The sequence below is a fragment of the Streptomyces sp. NPDC093801 genome (assembly GCF_040701585.1).
Taxonomy (GTDB): domain Bacteria; phylum Actinomycetota; class Actinomycetes; order Streptomycetales; family Streptomycetaceae; genus Streptomyces.
In genome coordinates this window covers 1-13,622 of the sequence record NZ_JBFBDP010000007.1, presented here as the reverse complement: position 1 = coordinate 13,622, position 13,622 = coordinate 1, and the positions used below count along the sequence as shown (strand labels likewise).

Here is a 13,622-nt window from a genome sequence, read left to right as displayed (position 1 = left end):
TCCCGCACCTTCCCCGCAGGAGGCGGACCGTCGCGTTCAGGGCCTTCCCCGCAGGAGGCGGACCCGCCCCTTCCCAGCCGTTAGTGTGGGGCGCTGTCCAGCAGCCTCCGAGGGCACACCACCCCCGGATCCCCAGGCCGGAGGGCCCGTACCGCGATGTCCCCGCACAGCAACTCGCCGGTCTCCCACCAGGCGGCCGCCACCCCCGAGTTCCCCCGGCACGTCGTCACCGCGGTCCTCGTCGCCCACGACGGAGCCCGCTGGCTGCCCCAGACCCTCGCCGGACTCCTCGCCCAGGAACGCCCCGCACAGGCCCACGTCGCCGCCGACACCGGCAGCGCCGACGAGTCCGCCCGCCTCCTCGCCGAGGCCCTCGGCGACGACCGGGTCCTGCACCTCGCCCGCCGCACCGGTTTCGGCGCCGCCGTCGACGAGGCCGCCCGCACCGCCGGGACCCTCACCCCCGACGACCTGCCCTACCTCAAGCGCCCCAGCGGCTGGGACCCCGTCAGCCGTACCTGGCGCGACGACACGTACGACCTCCCCGACCTCCCCCACGGCGAGCCCGTCCAGTGGCTCTGGCTCCTCCACGACGACAGCGCCCCCGAACCCGACGCCCTCACCGAACTCCTGCGCGTCGCCGACCAGAACCCCGAAGCCGCCGTCATCGGCCCCAAGCTCCGCGGCTGGTACGACCGCAAGCAGCTCCTCGAAGCCGGCGTCACCATCGCCCGCGGCGGCCGCCGCTGGACCGGCCTCGACCGCCGCGAACAGGACCAGGGCCAGCACGACCAGGTCCGCCCCGTCCTCGCCGTCTCCACCGCCGGCATGCTCGTCCGCCGCGACGTCTACGACGACCTCGGCGGCTTCGACCGCCGCCTGCCCCTCATGCGCGACGACGTCGACCTGTGCTGGCGCGCCCACAGCGCCGGCCACACCGTCCTCGTCGCCCCCGACGCCGTCCTGCGCCACGCCGAGGCCGCCGCCCGCGAGCGCCGCACCGTCGACTGCGCCGGCCGCTCCGCCGTGGACCCCCACCGCGTCGACAAGGCCGGCGCCGTCCACACCCTGCTGGCCAACACTCCCGGCCGCGCCCTGCCCTACGTCCTGCTGCGCCTGGTCCTCGGCACCCTCCTGCGCACCCTCGGCTACCTCGTCGGCAAGGCCCCCGCCCAGGCCGCCGCCGAGTTCACCGGCCTGCTCGCCACCCTGCTGCGCCCCGGCCGGATCCTGGCCGCCCGCAAGGCCCGCCGCCGCAGCGCCGTACCCGCCGCCGAACTGCGCCCCCTGTTCCCCCCGCCCGGAGCCACCCTGCGGGCGAGCGCCGAACAGCTCGCCGCCTACCTCGGCTCCGGCCGCGACACCGACACCGTCCCCACCGGACGGCACGGCGGTGCCGTCGAGTCCGGGCCCGGCGGCGACGACGCCGACTACCTGGAGATCGAGCAGTTCTCCCGGCTCAAGCGGATCGCCCGCAAGCCCGCCCCCGTCCTCTTCGCCCTGCTCCTGCTGGTCTCCCTCGCCGCGTGCCGCGCCCTCGTCGGCGGCGGCAGCCTCATGGGCGGCGCCCTGCTGCCCGCCCCCGCGAGCGCCCTGGACCTCTGGCACCGCTACACCACCGACTGGCAGCCCGCCGGCACCGGCACCACCGCCGGGGCGCCCCCCTACCTCGCCGTCCTGGCCGCCCTCTCCGCCCTGCTGTTCGGCTCCACCAAGGCCGCGCTGGCCCTGCTGCTCGTCTGCTCGGTGCCGCTCGCCGGCCTCACCGCCTACTTCGCCTCCCGGCCGCTGGTCGGGTCCCGGCTGCTGCGCGCCTGGGCCGCCGTCGCCTACGCCTTCCTGCCCGCCGTCACCGGAGCCCTCGCCGGGGGCCGCCTGGGCACCGCCGTCCTCGCCGTCCTCCTGCCCCTGCTGGCCCGCTCCGCCGTCACCGCCTCCGGGTTCGCGGACCGCGACGCCCCCGGCACCTGGCGCGCGGTGTGGACGTACACCCTGCTGCTGACCCTGGCCACCGCCTTCACCCCCGTCGTCTGGCCGCTCGCCGCCGTCCTCGGCACCGGCGCGCTGCTGGCGCGCCGGGCGCGCTGGAAGACGTACGCCCTGCGGCTGCTCGCCTCCCTCGCCGTCCCCGTCCTCGTCCTCGCGCCCTGGTCCCCGGGCCTGTTCACCCACCCCGAACGCCTCCTGCGCGAAGCCGGGCTCCCCTACGGCAGCGGCTCCGCCACCCCCCTCGGCCTGCTCACCGCCGACCCCGGCGGCCCCGGCACCCCCGGCGGCCTCCTCCTCGCCGGAACCCTGCTCGCCGCCCTCGCCGCCCTGCTCCGCGCCGACCGCCGTCCGGCCCTCGCCACCGCCTGGACCGGTGCCCTGGCCGGGCTGTTCCTCGCCGTCCTCCTCAACCGCAGCGGCTGGGCCGGCCCCGGCACCCTCCTCTACGGGCTCGGTCTGATCGCGGCCGCCGTGGTCGGCGCGGAGGGCGCCCGGGAGCGCGTCGCCGCCCGCAGCTTCGGCTGGCGCCAGCCGCTGGCCGCCCTCACCGCCCTCGCCGCGGCCGCCGGACCGCTGCTCGCGGCGGCCGTCTGGACGGTCGCCGGCGCCGACGGCCCGATCGGACGCCGCGACCCCGTCCGGGTCCCGGCCTTCGTCGCCGCCCAGTCCGACGACAGCAACCGCACCCGCACCCTCGTCCTCGGCGGCGACTCGCCCGCCACGGTCTCCTACACCCTGGTCCGCGGCGGGGGCGTCCTCCTCGGCGACGCCGAGGTCCTCGCCGGGGCGGGCGCCCAGCCCCGCCTCACCCAGGCCGTCTCCAGCCTGGTCTCCGGCTCCGGCGCAGACCAGTCCGAGCAGCTCAGCGCCTTCGCCGTGCGGTACGTGATGATCCCGGCCGGCGGGCCCGCCGGACTGCGGCAGATCCTCGACGGCACCCCCGGCCTCAAGCAGCACCACCAGGACGACGGCACCGCCGTCTGGGAGGTCCAGCGGCTCCCCGCCCGCGTCACGATCGTCCCCGCCAGGCAGGGCCAGGCCCCCATCGCCGTCGACGCCGGACCCGTCGAGGCCCACGCGAAGATCCCGGCCGGCGAGGAGGGCCGCACCCTGCGCGTCGCCGACCGCGCCGACCCGGGCTGGAAGGCCACCCTCGCCGGCAAGCCCCTCACCCCCGTCACCGTCGACGGCTGGGCGCAGGGCTTCGAGCTGCCCCGGGAGGGCGGCCGGCTCGACCTCGTCCACGAGGACTCCGCCGCCCGGGACGCCTGGCACTGGGCGCAGGGCCTGCTCGCCCTGGTCCTGCTGGTGATGGCCCTGCCGGGCCGCCGCGCCCGCCTCGACGACGACCTCCCGGAGGAGGCCGCCCCCGCCGCCGCGGCGGACGGCGAGCCCGGCCAGGGCCGCCGCGCCCGCCGCCGGGGCGCGCCCGCCGCCGGGCCCGAACCCGAACCCGAGGCCGGCCCGGCCGAGGCCGTCGTCGACCCGTACGCGCAGATCCCCGCCCAGCAGGTGTACGGCGAGGAGTCGTACGCCTACCAGGAGCCCTACGCGTACGAACCCGCCCAGGAACCCCCGTACGGCTCGGGCCGCGATCAGCAGCCGCCCGGCGCGCCGCAGTACCCGCAGGCCCCGGAGTACCCGCAGTACCCGCAGTACCCGCAGTACCCGGAGTACGGCGGGACCTACGCCCAGCCCGGGGAGCAGTACCCCTTCCCGCACCAGCAGCAGCCCCACCCGTACGAGTACGAGCCCCAGCAGTACGACACCTACGGACAGCACCACCCGCGTCCGGACGGGAGCCACCAGCCGTGAAGCAGCGCGCCCCCCTGACGCTCGCGGCCGTGACGGCGGTCCTCGCCGCCGGCTGCGGCCTGGCCTTCGTCACCGCCCCCACCGCGGCCCCGGCCGCCGACGCCCGGCGCGCGGCCGCCGCCCGGATGCCCGTGGAGCGCTCCGTGCTGGTCTGCCCGGCGCCCAGCTCCTCGGACATCGCCGACACCACGTACACCTCCGTCACCCCGGAGACCCCAGGGAAGGCCGCCGGCAAGGGCACGGCCCGGCTGGCCACCAAGGAGGGCAAGGCCGTCCTGGAGCCCAGGGTGCCCGGCACACCGGTCGCGGCCACCGCCTCCGGCGCCGAGGCGCCGGCACTGACGGGCTCCGCCCAGGGGGCCATGGCCCCCGGCTGGACCGCCCAGCAGACCACCAAGGTCGCGGTCGGCCAGGCGCGCGGCCTGCTCGGCCTCGCCTGCACCGCGCCCGGCACGGACTTCTGGTTCCCCGGCGTCAGCACCGCCAAGGGCCGCCAGGACTACGTCCACCTCACCAACCCCGACGACACCGTCGCCGAGGTCGGCATCAAGCTCTACGGCCCCGACGGCCTGCTCAAGCCCAAGCCGGGCACCGCCGACGCCGTCATCACGGTCGAACCCCGCTCCACCACCAAGGTGTGGCTGGCCCCCCTGGCCGCCGACGCCCAGCTCCAGGACGTCACCGCGCACGTGACGACCAGCTCCGGCCGGGTCGGGGCCTCCACGCAGATCGCCGAGGACGGCGTCGGCTCCGACTGGCTGCCGGCCGCCGCCGGCCCGGCGGGCTCCCTGGTCCTGCCCGGCATCCCGGCGGACGCCGCCTCGGTGCGGCTGGTCGCCTTCGCCCCCGGCGAGGACGACGCCGACCTGAACGTGAAGCTGTCCGGCCCCAACGGGCCCCTCAGCCCGGCCGGCAAGGAGCAGCTGCACGTCAAGGCCGGGATGACCGCCTCCCTGGAGCTGGCCGACCTCACCCGCGGCGAGGCGGGCTCGCTGCTGCTGGCCCCCGCCGACCCGAAGAAGCCCGTCCCGGTGGTGGCGGCGCTGCGGGTGGTCCGCGGCACCGGCGCCAAGCAGGAGGTGGCCTTCGTCCCGGCGAGCCCGCCGGCCGGGGAGCGGGCCACCGTCGCCGACAACCGCCCCGAGGACAAGGCCACGACCCTGACGCTCACCGCTGCCGGCGCCGACGCCAGGGTCCGCATCACGGCGTCCCCGGGCACCGAGGGCGGGAAGGCGGCGGTCCAGGAGGTCAGCCTCAAGGCGGGCACCACCCGCGCGCTGACCCCCACCCCGGCCCCCGCCGGCGGCAAGGGCCCGTACGCGCTGACCGTCGAGACCCTCTCCGGTGGTCCGGTGTACGCGGCCCGCACGCTGACGCTGCCGCAGGACGGGATCCCGATGTTCACCGTCCAGACCTTCGCCGACGACCGCTCGCGGGTCTCCGTCCCGAAGGCCGTCGAGGACCCCTCGATCCTGGTCCGCTGAGCAGGCGACGGCCCCCGGCGCGGCGGGCTCAGTCCTGCCCGTACCGGGGGTCGACCGTCTCCGGGGAGAGTCCCAGCAGCTCCGCGACCTGCTCCACGACGATCTCGTGCACCAGCAGCGCCCGCTCGTCGCGCGTCTTCGCGCGGATCTCCACCGGCCGCCGGAACACCACGATCCGCGGCGGCCGCCCGTCGCGGGCCTCGACCAGGCCGCCCAGCGGCACCGCCTCGTCGTTCCAGCCGGCGTCCGGACCGCCCGGCGGCCCGGGCACGTCCGCGATCACGAACTCCACCTCGTCCAGCTGCGGCCAGCGCCGCTCCAGCCGCTCCACGGAATCCCGTACGAGGTCGCCGAACAGCTCCGCCCGGCTCGCCGACAGCGGCACCTGGGGCGGGGCCAGCGGCCCGCGCATCCCGCGGCCGTGCCGGTCGCGCCGCCGGATTCTGGGCTCCCGGGGGGCCTGCGCGTCGGATCCGGGGCGGGGAGGAAGCGAACTGTCCGTCACCCCGGCAGGGTAGCCCGCGCGGGAGGACGCGCCACGGCCTCGATCCGGTCACGACCTGGTGTCGCGGCGGACTCGCACCCCGAACGATCCGGCCAAGATCGCGCACCATTACGGACTCGGTGCCCCTGTTCGTCACCGCCCCGCGGACACGACACGGGGGAGTGGCCGGGGGGCGAGTCGTCGCGGCCCGGTCAAGAGTGCGGTACCGTCCAACGTCGTGAGCCTTGTACGTCGCTGTTCGCGCACCGCGTGCGGCCGCCCTGCCGTCGCCACACTGACGTACGTCTACGCCGACTCGACCGCAGTTCTCGGCCCGCTCGCCACCTACGCCGAACCCCACTGCTATGACCTGTGTGCCGAGCACTCCGAGCGCCTGACCGCCCCGCGCGGCTGGGAGGTCGTCCGCCTGTCGGACGGCTCCGGGCCGTCCCGCCCCAGCGGCGACGACCTCGAAGCCCTGGCCAACGCCGTCCGTGAGGCGGCCCGTCCGCCCGAGCGCGCGGCCGAGGCGGGAGGCTCCTCCGGGAGCGCGCCGACGCCCGGCGAGACGCGTCGCGGACACCTGCGCGTCCTGCGTTCGCCCGACCCCTGACACCCGGATCGTCTGAAAAGCCACTCTCCGTACAAGGTAGGTTTGCCCCACCGCACGTAATCCTCAGGAGGGCAGGCAGTGGCCGCAGATCTTTCGAACATCGTCAAGGCCTACGACGTACGCGGCGTCGTACCGGACGAGTGGGACGAGCCGCTGGCCGAACTGTTCGGTGCGGCGTTCGTCGAGGTCACCGGTGCGAGCGCCATCGTCGTCGGCCACGACATGCGGCCCTCCTCGCCCGGCCTGTCGGCCGCGTTCGCCCGCGGCGCCGCCGCCCGCGGCGTCGACGTCACCCTGATCGGGCTGTGCTCCACCGACCAGCTGTACTACGCCTCCGGCAAGCTGGACCTGCCCGGCGCCATGTTCACGGCCTCCCACAACCCGGCCCAGTACAACGGCATCAAGCTCTGCCGCGCCGGCGCCGCCCCCGTGGGCCAGGACACCGGCCTCGCCACCATCCGCGAGCTCGCCGAGAAGTGGACCGACGAGGGCGCCCCCGAGATCCCCGCCGGCACCGTCCCGGGCACCATCACCGAGCAGGACACCCTCGCCGGCTACGCCGAGCACCTGAAGTCCCTGGTGGACCTCACGGCGATCCGCCCGCTGAAGGTCGTCGTCGACGCGGGCAACGGCATGGGCGGCCACACCGTCCCCACCGTCTTCGAGGGCCTGCCCCTCGACCTCGTCCCGATGTACTTCGAACTGGACGGCACCTTCCCGAACCACGAGGCCAACCCCCTCGACCCGAAGAACATCGTCGACCTCCAGGCCCGCGTGAAGGCCGAGGGCGCCGACCTCGGCCTCGCCTTCGACGGCGACGCCGACCGCTGCTTCGTCGTCGACGAGCGCGGCGAGGGCGTCTCCCCGTCCGCCATCACCGCCCTGGTCGCGGCCCGCGAGCTGGCCCGCAACGGCGGCACCGGAACGATCATCCACAACCTGATCACCTCCTGGTCCGTCCCGGAGGTCGTCCGCGAGAACGGCGGCACCCCCGTCCGCACCCGCGTCGGCCACTCCTTCATCAAGGCCGAGATGGCCGCCTCCGGCGCGATCTTCGGCGGCGAGCACTCCGCGCACTACTACTTCAAGGACTTCTGGAACGCGGACACCGGCATGCTCGCCGCGCTCCACGTCCTCGCGGCCCTCGGCGGCCAGGACGGCCCGCTCTCCGACCTGGTCTCCTCCTACGACCGCTACGTCGGCTCGGGCGAGATCAACTCCACCGTCGCCGACCAGGCCGCCCGCACCGCCGAGGTCAAGGCCGCCTACGCCGGCCAGGAGGGCGTCACCTTCGACGAGCTGGACGGCCTCACCGTCTCCGCCGGCGGCTGGTGGTTCAACCTCCGCCCCTCGAACACCGAGCCGCTCCTGCGCCTCAACGTCGAGGCCCGCGACGAAGCCACCCTCGCCAAGGTCCGCGACGAGGTCCTGGCGCTCGTCCGCGCGTAAGGCGTGACGGCGGGGCCGGTCCCGGCCGGCCCCGCCCCGCGAAATCCGGCCCCGCCGACGATCGAGGCGCGGGGGTGCGGGGGCAGAGCCCCCGGGACGGCGCCGCACCCGCCCCCGGCCCCCGGCCCCCAGGCACCCCGCGGAGCCACGCGGCACCGCAGGTGACTCGGCGGTACGCTGACCTCGCCCAATCCGCACCCCCGAAGGGAAACCGCCCCATGCCGCTCGAAGCCGGCCTGCTGGAGATCCTCGCCTGCCCCGCCTGCCACGCCCCCTTCCAGGACAACTCGGCGGACGAGACCACCCCCGAGCTGATCTGCACCGGCCAGGACTGCGGCCTCGCGTACCCGGTCCGCGACGGCATCCCGGTCCTCCTCGTCGACGAGGCCCGCCGCCCCGCCTGACCCGGCCCCACCGCTCGACCAGCCTGGATCCGTCAACACCGCCGGAGGCCCCCATGCTCGACGAGTCACTCCTCGACGCACCGGACGATCTCGCCCGTGCCGACCGCCGCGGCCTGCTCCGCGGCGCCGCCGAGGCCGGGGCCAGAGTGCGCACCGCCGCCCGGCACGCCACCGAGGCCGGCCTCGCGGACCTGCGCCCCGACGGCCGCCCCCGCGCCGTGCTCATCGCCGGCCCCGGCACCGCCGCCACCGGCGTCGCCGACCTCCTCGGCGCCCTCGCCGGAGCCTCCGCCCCGGTCACCCGCCTCCACCCCACCGGCGTCGCGCACGCCTCCGGGGCGCTGCGCTGGACCCTGCCCGGCTGGGCCGGCCCCGTGGACCTGCTGCTCATCGCCACCACCGACGGCACCGAACCCGGCCTCGGCGTCCTCGCCGAACAGGCCTACCGGCGCGGCTGCACCGTCGTCGCCGTCGCCCCCGAGCGCTCGCCGCTCAGCGAGAGCGTCGACGGAGCCCACGGACTCCTCGTACCGATGGCCAAGGCCCCGTACCAGGAGTACGACGAATCCGCCGCGGCCGGACCCGGCGCCCTGTGGGCCCTGCTCACCCCGCTGCTGCTGCTCCTCGACAAGGTCGGGCTGATCGCGGCCGCCCCCGACACCCTCCAGCGCGTCGCCGACCGCCTCGACCGCACCGCCGAACGCTGCGGCCCGGCCATCGCCACCTACTCCAACCCGGCCAAGACCCTCGCCGCCGAGCTCGCCGACTCCCTGCCGCTCATCTGGAGCGAGGGCACCGGCGCAGGCCCGGCCGGCCGCCGCTTCGCCGCGACCCTCGCCGAGCTCGCCGGCCGCCCCGCGCTCGCTGCCGACCTCCCCGAGGCCCTGCCCCGGCACGGCGTGCTGCTCGCCGGCGCCTTCGCCGCCGGAGCCGACCCCGACGACTTCTTCCGCGACCGCGTCGAGGAGCCCCAGGCCCTGCGCGCCCGCGTCGTACTGCTGCGCGACCGGCCCACCGGCGGGCTCACCGCCGCACCGGCCGCGCGCGAGCTCGCCCTCAGCCACGACACGGCCATCAGCGAGCTCGAACCGGAGGAGGGCGGAGAACTGGAACAGCTCGCCGAACTCCTCGCCGTCACCGACTTCGCCACCGCCTACCTGGCGCTGGCGACCCGGGGACAGAGCTGAGGCACACACCCGTGCCCGCACCGCACCAGATCCAGAAAGACGACGATGGACCGCCTGACGAACACGATCCGCCCCTACGCGTGGGGATCCACCACCGCGATCCCGGCCCTCCTCGGGGTCGAGCCGACCGGTGAGCCCCAGGCCGAGATGTGGATGGGCGCCCACCCCGGCGCCCCCTCCCGCCTCGACCGCGGAGCCGGCGAGACCACCCTGTCGGCCGTCATCGCCGCCGACCCCGAGGGCGAGCTCGGCTCCGCCGCCGTCGCGAAGTTCGGCCCGGGCCTGCCGTTCCTCCTGAAGATCCTGGCCGCCGGCGCCCCCCTCTCCGTCCAGGTCCACCCCGACCTCGCCCAGGCCAAGGCCGGCTTCGAGGACGAGGAGCGGCGCGGCGTCCCCATCGACGCGGGCCACCGCAACTACAAGGACGCCAACCACAAGCCCGAACTCATCTGCGCCCTCACCCCCTTCGACGGCCTGTGCGGCTTCCGCCCGCCGACCGAGGCCGCCGACCTCCTCGAAGGCCTCGGCGTCGACTCCCTGAAGCCGTACGTCGACCTCCTGCGCGCCCACCCCGAGGAGGCGGCCCTGCGCGAGGTCCTCACCGCCGTCCTCGGCGCCGACCGCGCGGAGATGGCCCACACCGTCGCCGAGACCGCGGCCGCCGCCGAGCGCATCGGCGGCCCGTACGCGCCGTACGCCGGCCTCGTCCACGACTACCCCGGCGACCCGGGCGTGATCGCGGCCATGCTCCTCAACCACGTGCGGCTCCAGCCCGGCGAGGCCATGTTCCTCGGCGCCGGCATCCCGCACGCCTACCTCGACGGCCTCGGCGTCGAACTCATGGCGAACTCGGACAACGTCCTGCGCTGCGGGCTCACCCCCAAGCACGTCGACGTCCCCGAACTGCTGAAGGTCGTCGTCTTCGAGCCCAGCGCCCCCGGCGTCCTGCGCCCCGAGGCCGACGGCGAGGAGGTCTACGAGACCCCCATCGACGAGTTCCGCCTCTCCCGCTTCGCCCTGGCCCCCGGCGGCGCCCCCCACACCCTCCCGGACACCACCCCGCAGATCCTGCTCTGCACCGCCGGGCAGTGCACGGCGCGTTCGGCGCAGGCCGGCGAACTGGCCCTGGTGCCGGGCGAGTCGGTGTTCGTCCCCGCAGGCGAAACGGTCGAACTGTCCGGAAACGGCACCGTCTTCCGGGCCACCGTCATCGTCTGACACGGCATCGGCCGCACGGGCAGCTGCAACAATGTGCGGCCGTAGCCAGTGGCCAGGAAAGGACATCCAGCACCCATGAGCGCGTCGGGCGGCACCAAGGCGATCGTGGCGGCACTCGCCGCCAACCTGGCCATCGCTGTGGCCAAGTTCGTGGCATTCCTCTTCAGCGGCTCCTCGTCGATGCTCGCGGAGAGCGTCCACTCGGTCGCCGACTCCGGCAACCAGGGCCTGCTGCTGCTCGGAGGCAAGAAGGCGAAGCGCGAGGCCACCCCGCAACACCCCTTCGGGTACGGGCGCGAACGCTACATCTACGCCTTCCTCGTCTCCATCGTGCTCTTCACCGTCGGCGGCCTCTTCGCCATCTACGAGGGCTACGAGAAGATCCACGACCCGCACCCCATCGAGGCCTGGTACTGGCCCGTCGGCGTGCTCGTCTTCGCGATCGTCGCGGAGGGCTTCTCCTTCCGCACCGCGATCAAGGAGTCGAACGAGACCCGCGGCAGCCAGTCCTGGACCCAGTTCATCAGGAGCGCCAAGGCCCCCGAGCTCCCCGTGGTCCTGCTGGAGGACTTCGGCGCGCTCGTCGGCCTCGTCCTCGCCCTGTTCGGCGTCGGCCTCGCCCTGATCACCGGCGACGGCGTCTGGGACGGCATCGGCACCGTCTGCATCGGCGCGCTGCTGCTCGTCATCGCCGTCGTCCTGGCCCTGGAGACCAAGTCCCTGCTGCTGGGCGAGTCCGCCGGCACGGCCGAGGTCGAGAAGATCAAGGCCGCGCTCGTGGACGGGGACACCGTCACCGGCGTCATCCACATGCGCACCCTGCACCTCGGCCCCGAGGAACTCCTGGTCGCCGCCAAGATCGCCGTCCAGCACGACGACACCGCGACCGAGGTGGCCAACGCCATCAACGCCGCCGAGGCCCGCATCCGCGCCTCCGTCCCGATCGCCCGCGTGATCTACCTGGAGCCGGACATCTACAACCCCGAGGCCGCCAAGGCCTCCAAGGCGGCGAAGACCGACGGCTGACCGGCCGGACCGCGCACACAGGACCGGCACACAGGACCGGCACGGGACGCACGAAGGCCCCCGCGGCTCACGACGAGCCGCGGGGGCCTTCGCCCGTACGGAAGGGACGCTACGACTGCACGTCCGCGCGCTCACCGGACGCCGCCGGAGCCCGGTCCGGCGCCGCAGCCACGGCCACGGGCACGGCCGCCGGAGCGGGGACGGCCGCCGCCGCCCGGTCCCGCCGCCCGGCCCGCCGGGCCGCGAACGCCAGCACCGCGCCGGCCACCATCACCAGCGCACCGGCCAGCTGCCCCCACACGGCCAGCTTGGCCATCGGGTACATCACGACCTTGGCGACGACCTTGTCCGCCGCGACCGGCCCGTTGTTCGCGTACTGCGAGCCGTCCGAGTTCATCCGGTTGTCGGCCATCAGGAACAGGTACCCCTCGGGCACCGTCACGTCGAAGGCCACCGCCGACGGGTTCTTCCACTGCTCCAGGTACGGCTCGTCCAGCGCTTCCCCGTTGAGCACCAGGCGGTACTGGCCGGCGATCTTGCTGCTCGGCCTGTAGCGGATGCGGTCCCCGGCCACCGCGATGACCCGGTTCATCTGCGTCTTCTGCAGGGACCACGGAACGGACGCGAGGACGATGTCACCCCGGCGCAGCTTCCCCGCCGCCACCGGCTCCAGGTAGATGCTCTCCCCGTCGGTGTAGGTCGGCGCCATCTGCCAGCCGGCCGCCCTGCCCTCCGAGTAGCGCGCCGGAGGGTTGACGGCCTTCGCCACCGTGACCCCTCCCAGGATGACCGCCCCGAGCACCAGCAGGACGATCGCCGCGATCCCGCGCCTGCGCCCTGGCCTGTGTGTCATTTCGTCCCTTCCGATGTACCTGCCTTGCATCGTAGGTCGACGCCGGCACGGCGGACGCCGCCGGGGCCCTGGTGCACCAAGTCCGCACATACCGATTCGGACACTGCCCGCACACCGCCGGGCACGCTCGCGGAACAGGGCCGTCGCCACCGCACGAGGAGTGGATCAAAAGTCCGAATGACCCCGAACCTTCCGCCGTACGCCCCGGAATCGGGGCGGTACTCCTCCCCTGCGGGCTGGGGCCCGCCGCGTCGACCGGTGTAGATTCGTCATCAGTGTCAGGCGTCGCTGCTGATGGCGGTCGGGCGGTCCTCGTGACCGGCCGAGGGGAGAGAGGGCCCCGCGGCGGACTGTGCTCGGCGCACCGGCTCGCCCGTGCGCGGCTCAGCCGTACCCACCTCTCGACCCATGAGGAGCAGCACCCATGGACTTCAAGGTCGCCGACCTTTCCCTTGCCGCCTTCGGCCGCAAGGAGATCACCCTGGCCGAGCACGAGATGCCGGGTCTGATGTCGATCCGCCGGGAGTACGCCGGGGCGCAGCCGCTGGCCGGCGCCCGCATCACCGGCTCCCTGCACATGACCGTGCAGACGGCCGTCCTGATCGAGACCCTGGTCGCGCTCGGCGCCGACGTCCGCTGGGCCTCCTGCAACATCTTCTCCACCCAGGACCACGCGGCCGCCGCCATCGCCGTCGGCCCGAACGGCACCCCGGAGAACCCGCAGGGCGTTCCGGTCTTCGCCTGGAAGGGCGAGACCCTGGAGGAGTACTGGTGGTGCACGGAGCAGGCGCTGACCTGGCCGAACACCCCCACCGGCGGCCCGAACATGATCCTCGACGACGGCGGTGACGCCACCCTCCTCGTCCACAAGGGCGTCGAGTTCGAGAAGGCCGGCGCGGCCCCGGACCCGTCCACGGCGGACTCCGAGGAGTACGGCCACATCCTGACCCTGCTCAACCGCACGCTCGCCGAGTCCCCCCAGAAGTGGACCCAGCTCGCCTCCGAGATCCGCGGCGTGACGGAGGAGACCACCACCGGTGTCCACCGCCTCTACGAGATGATGCAGGCCGGTGACCTCCTCTTCCCCGCGATCAACGTGA

Annotated in this window: 11 protein-coding genes; 9 read left to right on the top strand and 2 right to left on the bottom strand. The window is 74.8% G+C overall.

Going from position 1 to position 13,622, the window contains the following annotated elements; genetic code table 11:
• Positions 1-156 precede the first annotated feature (156 nt).
• Positions 157-3,804, top strand: coding sequence for a glycosyltransferase (locus AB0469_RS09520; protein ID WP_366450767.1), 3,648 nt, complete (start codon positions 157-159; stop codon positions 3,802-3,804).
• A complete protein-coding gene (locus AB0469_RS09515) occupies positions 3,801-5,288 on the top strand; it encodes a DUF5719 family protein (RefSeq protein ID WP_366450766.1) in 1,488 nt (495 codons plus the stop codon). Before AB0469_RS09520 ends, AB0469_RS09515 begins: the two co-directional genes overlap by 4 nt.
• A gap of 28 nt (positions 5,289-5,316) precedes the next feature.
• Here the strand turns inward: AB0469_RS09515 and AB0469_RS09510 are convergent, their stop codons facing one another.
• Complete coding sequence (locus AB0469_RS09510; protein WP_366450984.1) at positions 5,317-5,700, bottom strand: metallopeptidase family protein; 384 nt, start codon at positions 5,698-5,700, stop codon at positions 5,317-5,319.
• Between the two features lie 310 nt (positions 5,701-6,010).
• Between AB0469_RS09510 and AB0469_RS09505 the strand changes: the two genes are divergently transcribed.
• The 6 genes from AB0469_RS09505 (at position 6,011) to AB0469_RS09480 (ending at position 11,669) form a co-directional block, all read left to right on the top strand.
• Positions 6,011-6,385 (top strand): DUF3499 domain-containing protein, encoded by a 375-nt coding sequence (locus AB0469_RS09505; RefSeq protein WP_366450765.1) that lies wholly within the window; start codon positions 6,011-6,013, stop codon positions 6,383-6,385.
• Between the two features lie 78 nt (positions 6,386-6,463).
• Entirely contained in the window at positions 6,464-7,834 is a 1,371-nt protein-coding gene (locus AB0469_RS09500) for a phosphomannomutase/phosphoglucomutase (RefSeq protein ID WP_366450764.1), read from the top strand.
• 218 nt (positions 7,835-8,052) lie between these two features.
• Positions 8,053-8,238, top strand: coding sequence for a Trm112 family protein (locus AB0469_RS09495; RefSeq protein WP_366450763.1), 186 nt, complete (start codon positions 8,053-8,055; stop codon positions 8,236-8,238).
• 53 nt (positions 8,239-8,291) lie between these two features.
• Positions 8,292-9,425 (top strand): SIS domain-containing protein, encoded by a 1,134-nt coding sequence (locus AB0469_RS09490; protein WP_366450762.1) that lies wholly within the window; start codon positions 8,292-8,294, stop codon positions 9,423-9,425.
• 45 nt (positions 9,426-9,470) lie between these two features.
• Positions 9,471-10,643, top strand: coding sequence for a mannose-6-phosphate isomerase, class I (gene manA, locus AB0469_RS09485; RefSeq protein WP_366450761.1), 1,173 nt, complete (start codon positions 9,471-9,473; stop codon positions 10,641-10,643).
• Positions 10,644-10,718: 75 nt separating this feature from the next.
• A complete protein-coding gene (locus tag AB0469_RS09480) occupies positions 10,719-11,669 on the top strand; it encodes a cation diffusion facilitator family transporter (RefSeq protein ID WP_366450760.1) in 951 nt (316 codons plus the stop codon).
• 109 nt (positions 11,670-11,778) lie between these two features.
• Here the strand turns inward: AB0469_RS09480 and lepB are convergent, their stop codons facing one another.
• Positions 11,779-12,522: a signal peptidase I gene (lepB, locus tag AB0469_RS09475; RefSeq protein WP_366450759.1), complete on the bottom strand. Its 744-nt coding sequence runs from the start codon at positions 12,520-12,522 to the stop codon at positions 11,779-11,781.
• A gap of 424 nt (positions 12,523-12,946) precedes the next feature.
• Between lepB and AB0469_RS09470 the strand changes: the two genes are divergently transcribed.
• The coding region (locus AB0469_RS09470) for an adenosylhomocysteinase (RefSeq protein WP_366450758.1) at positions 12,947-13,622 on the top strand (676 nt) is incomplete at its 3' end.

Excerpts from the sequence above, each read along its gene's own strand:
- AB0469_RS09520 (WP_366450767.1), top strand. The coding sequence starts at position 157 with ATGTCCCCGCACAGCAACTCGCCGGTCTCCCACCAGGCGGCCGCCACC.
- AB0469_RS09510 (WP_366450984.1), bottom strand. The coding sequence starts at position 5,700 with ATGCGCGGGCCGCTGGCCCCGCCCCAGGTGCCGCTGTCGGCGAGCCGG.
- AB0469_RS09495 (WP_366450763.1), top strand. The coding sequence starts at position 8,053 with ATGCCGCTCGAAGCCGGCCTGCTGGAGATCCTCGCCTGCCCCGCCTGC.
- AB0469_RS09490 (WP_366450762.1), top strand. The coding sequence starts at position 8,292 with ATGCTCGACGAGTCACTCCTCGACGCACCGGACGATCTCGCCCGTGCC.
- manA (WP_366450761.1), top strand. The coding sequence starts at position 9,471 with ATGGACCGCCTGACGAACACGATCCGCCCCTACGCGTGGGGATCCACC.
- AB0469_RS09480 (WP_366450760.1), top strand. The coding sequence starts at position 10,719 with ATGAGCGCGTCGGGCGGCACCAAGGCGATCGTGGCGGCACTCGCCGCC.
- lepB (WP_366450759.1), bottom strand. The coding sequence starts at position 12,522 with ATGACACACAGGCCAGGGCGCAGGCGCGGGATCGCGGCGATCGTCCTG.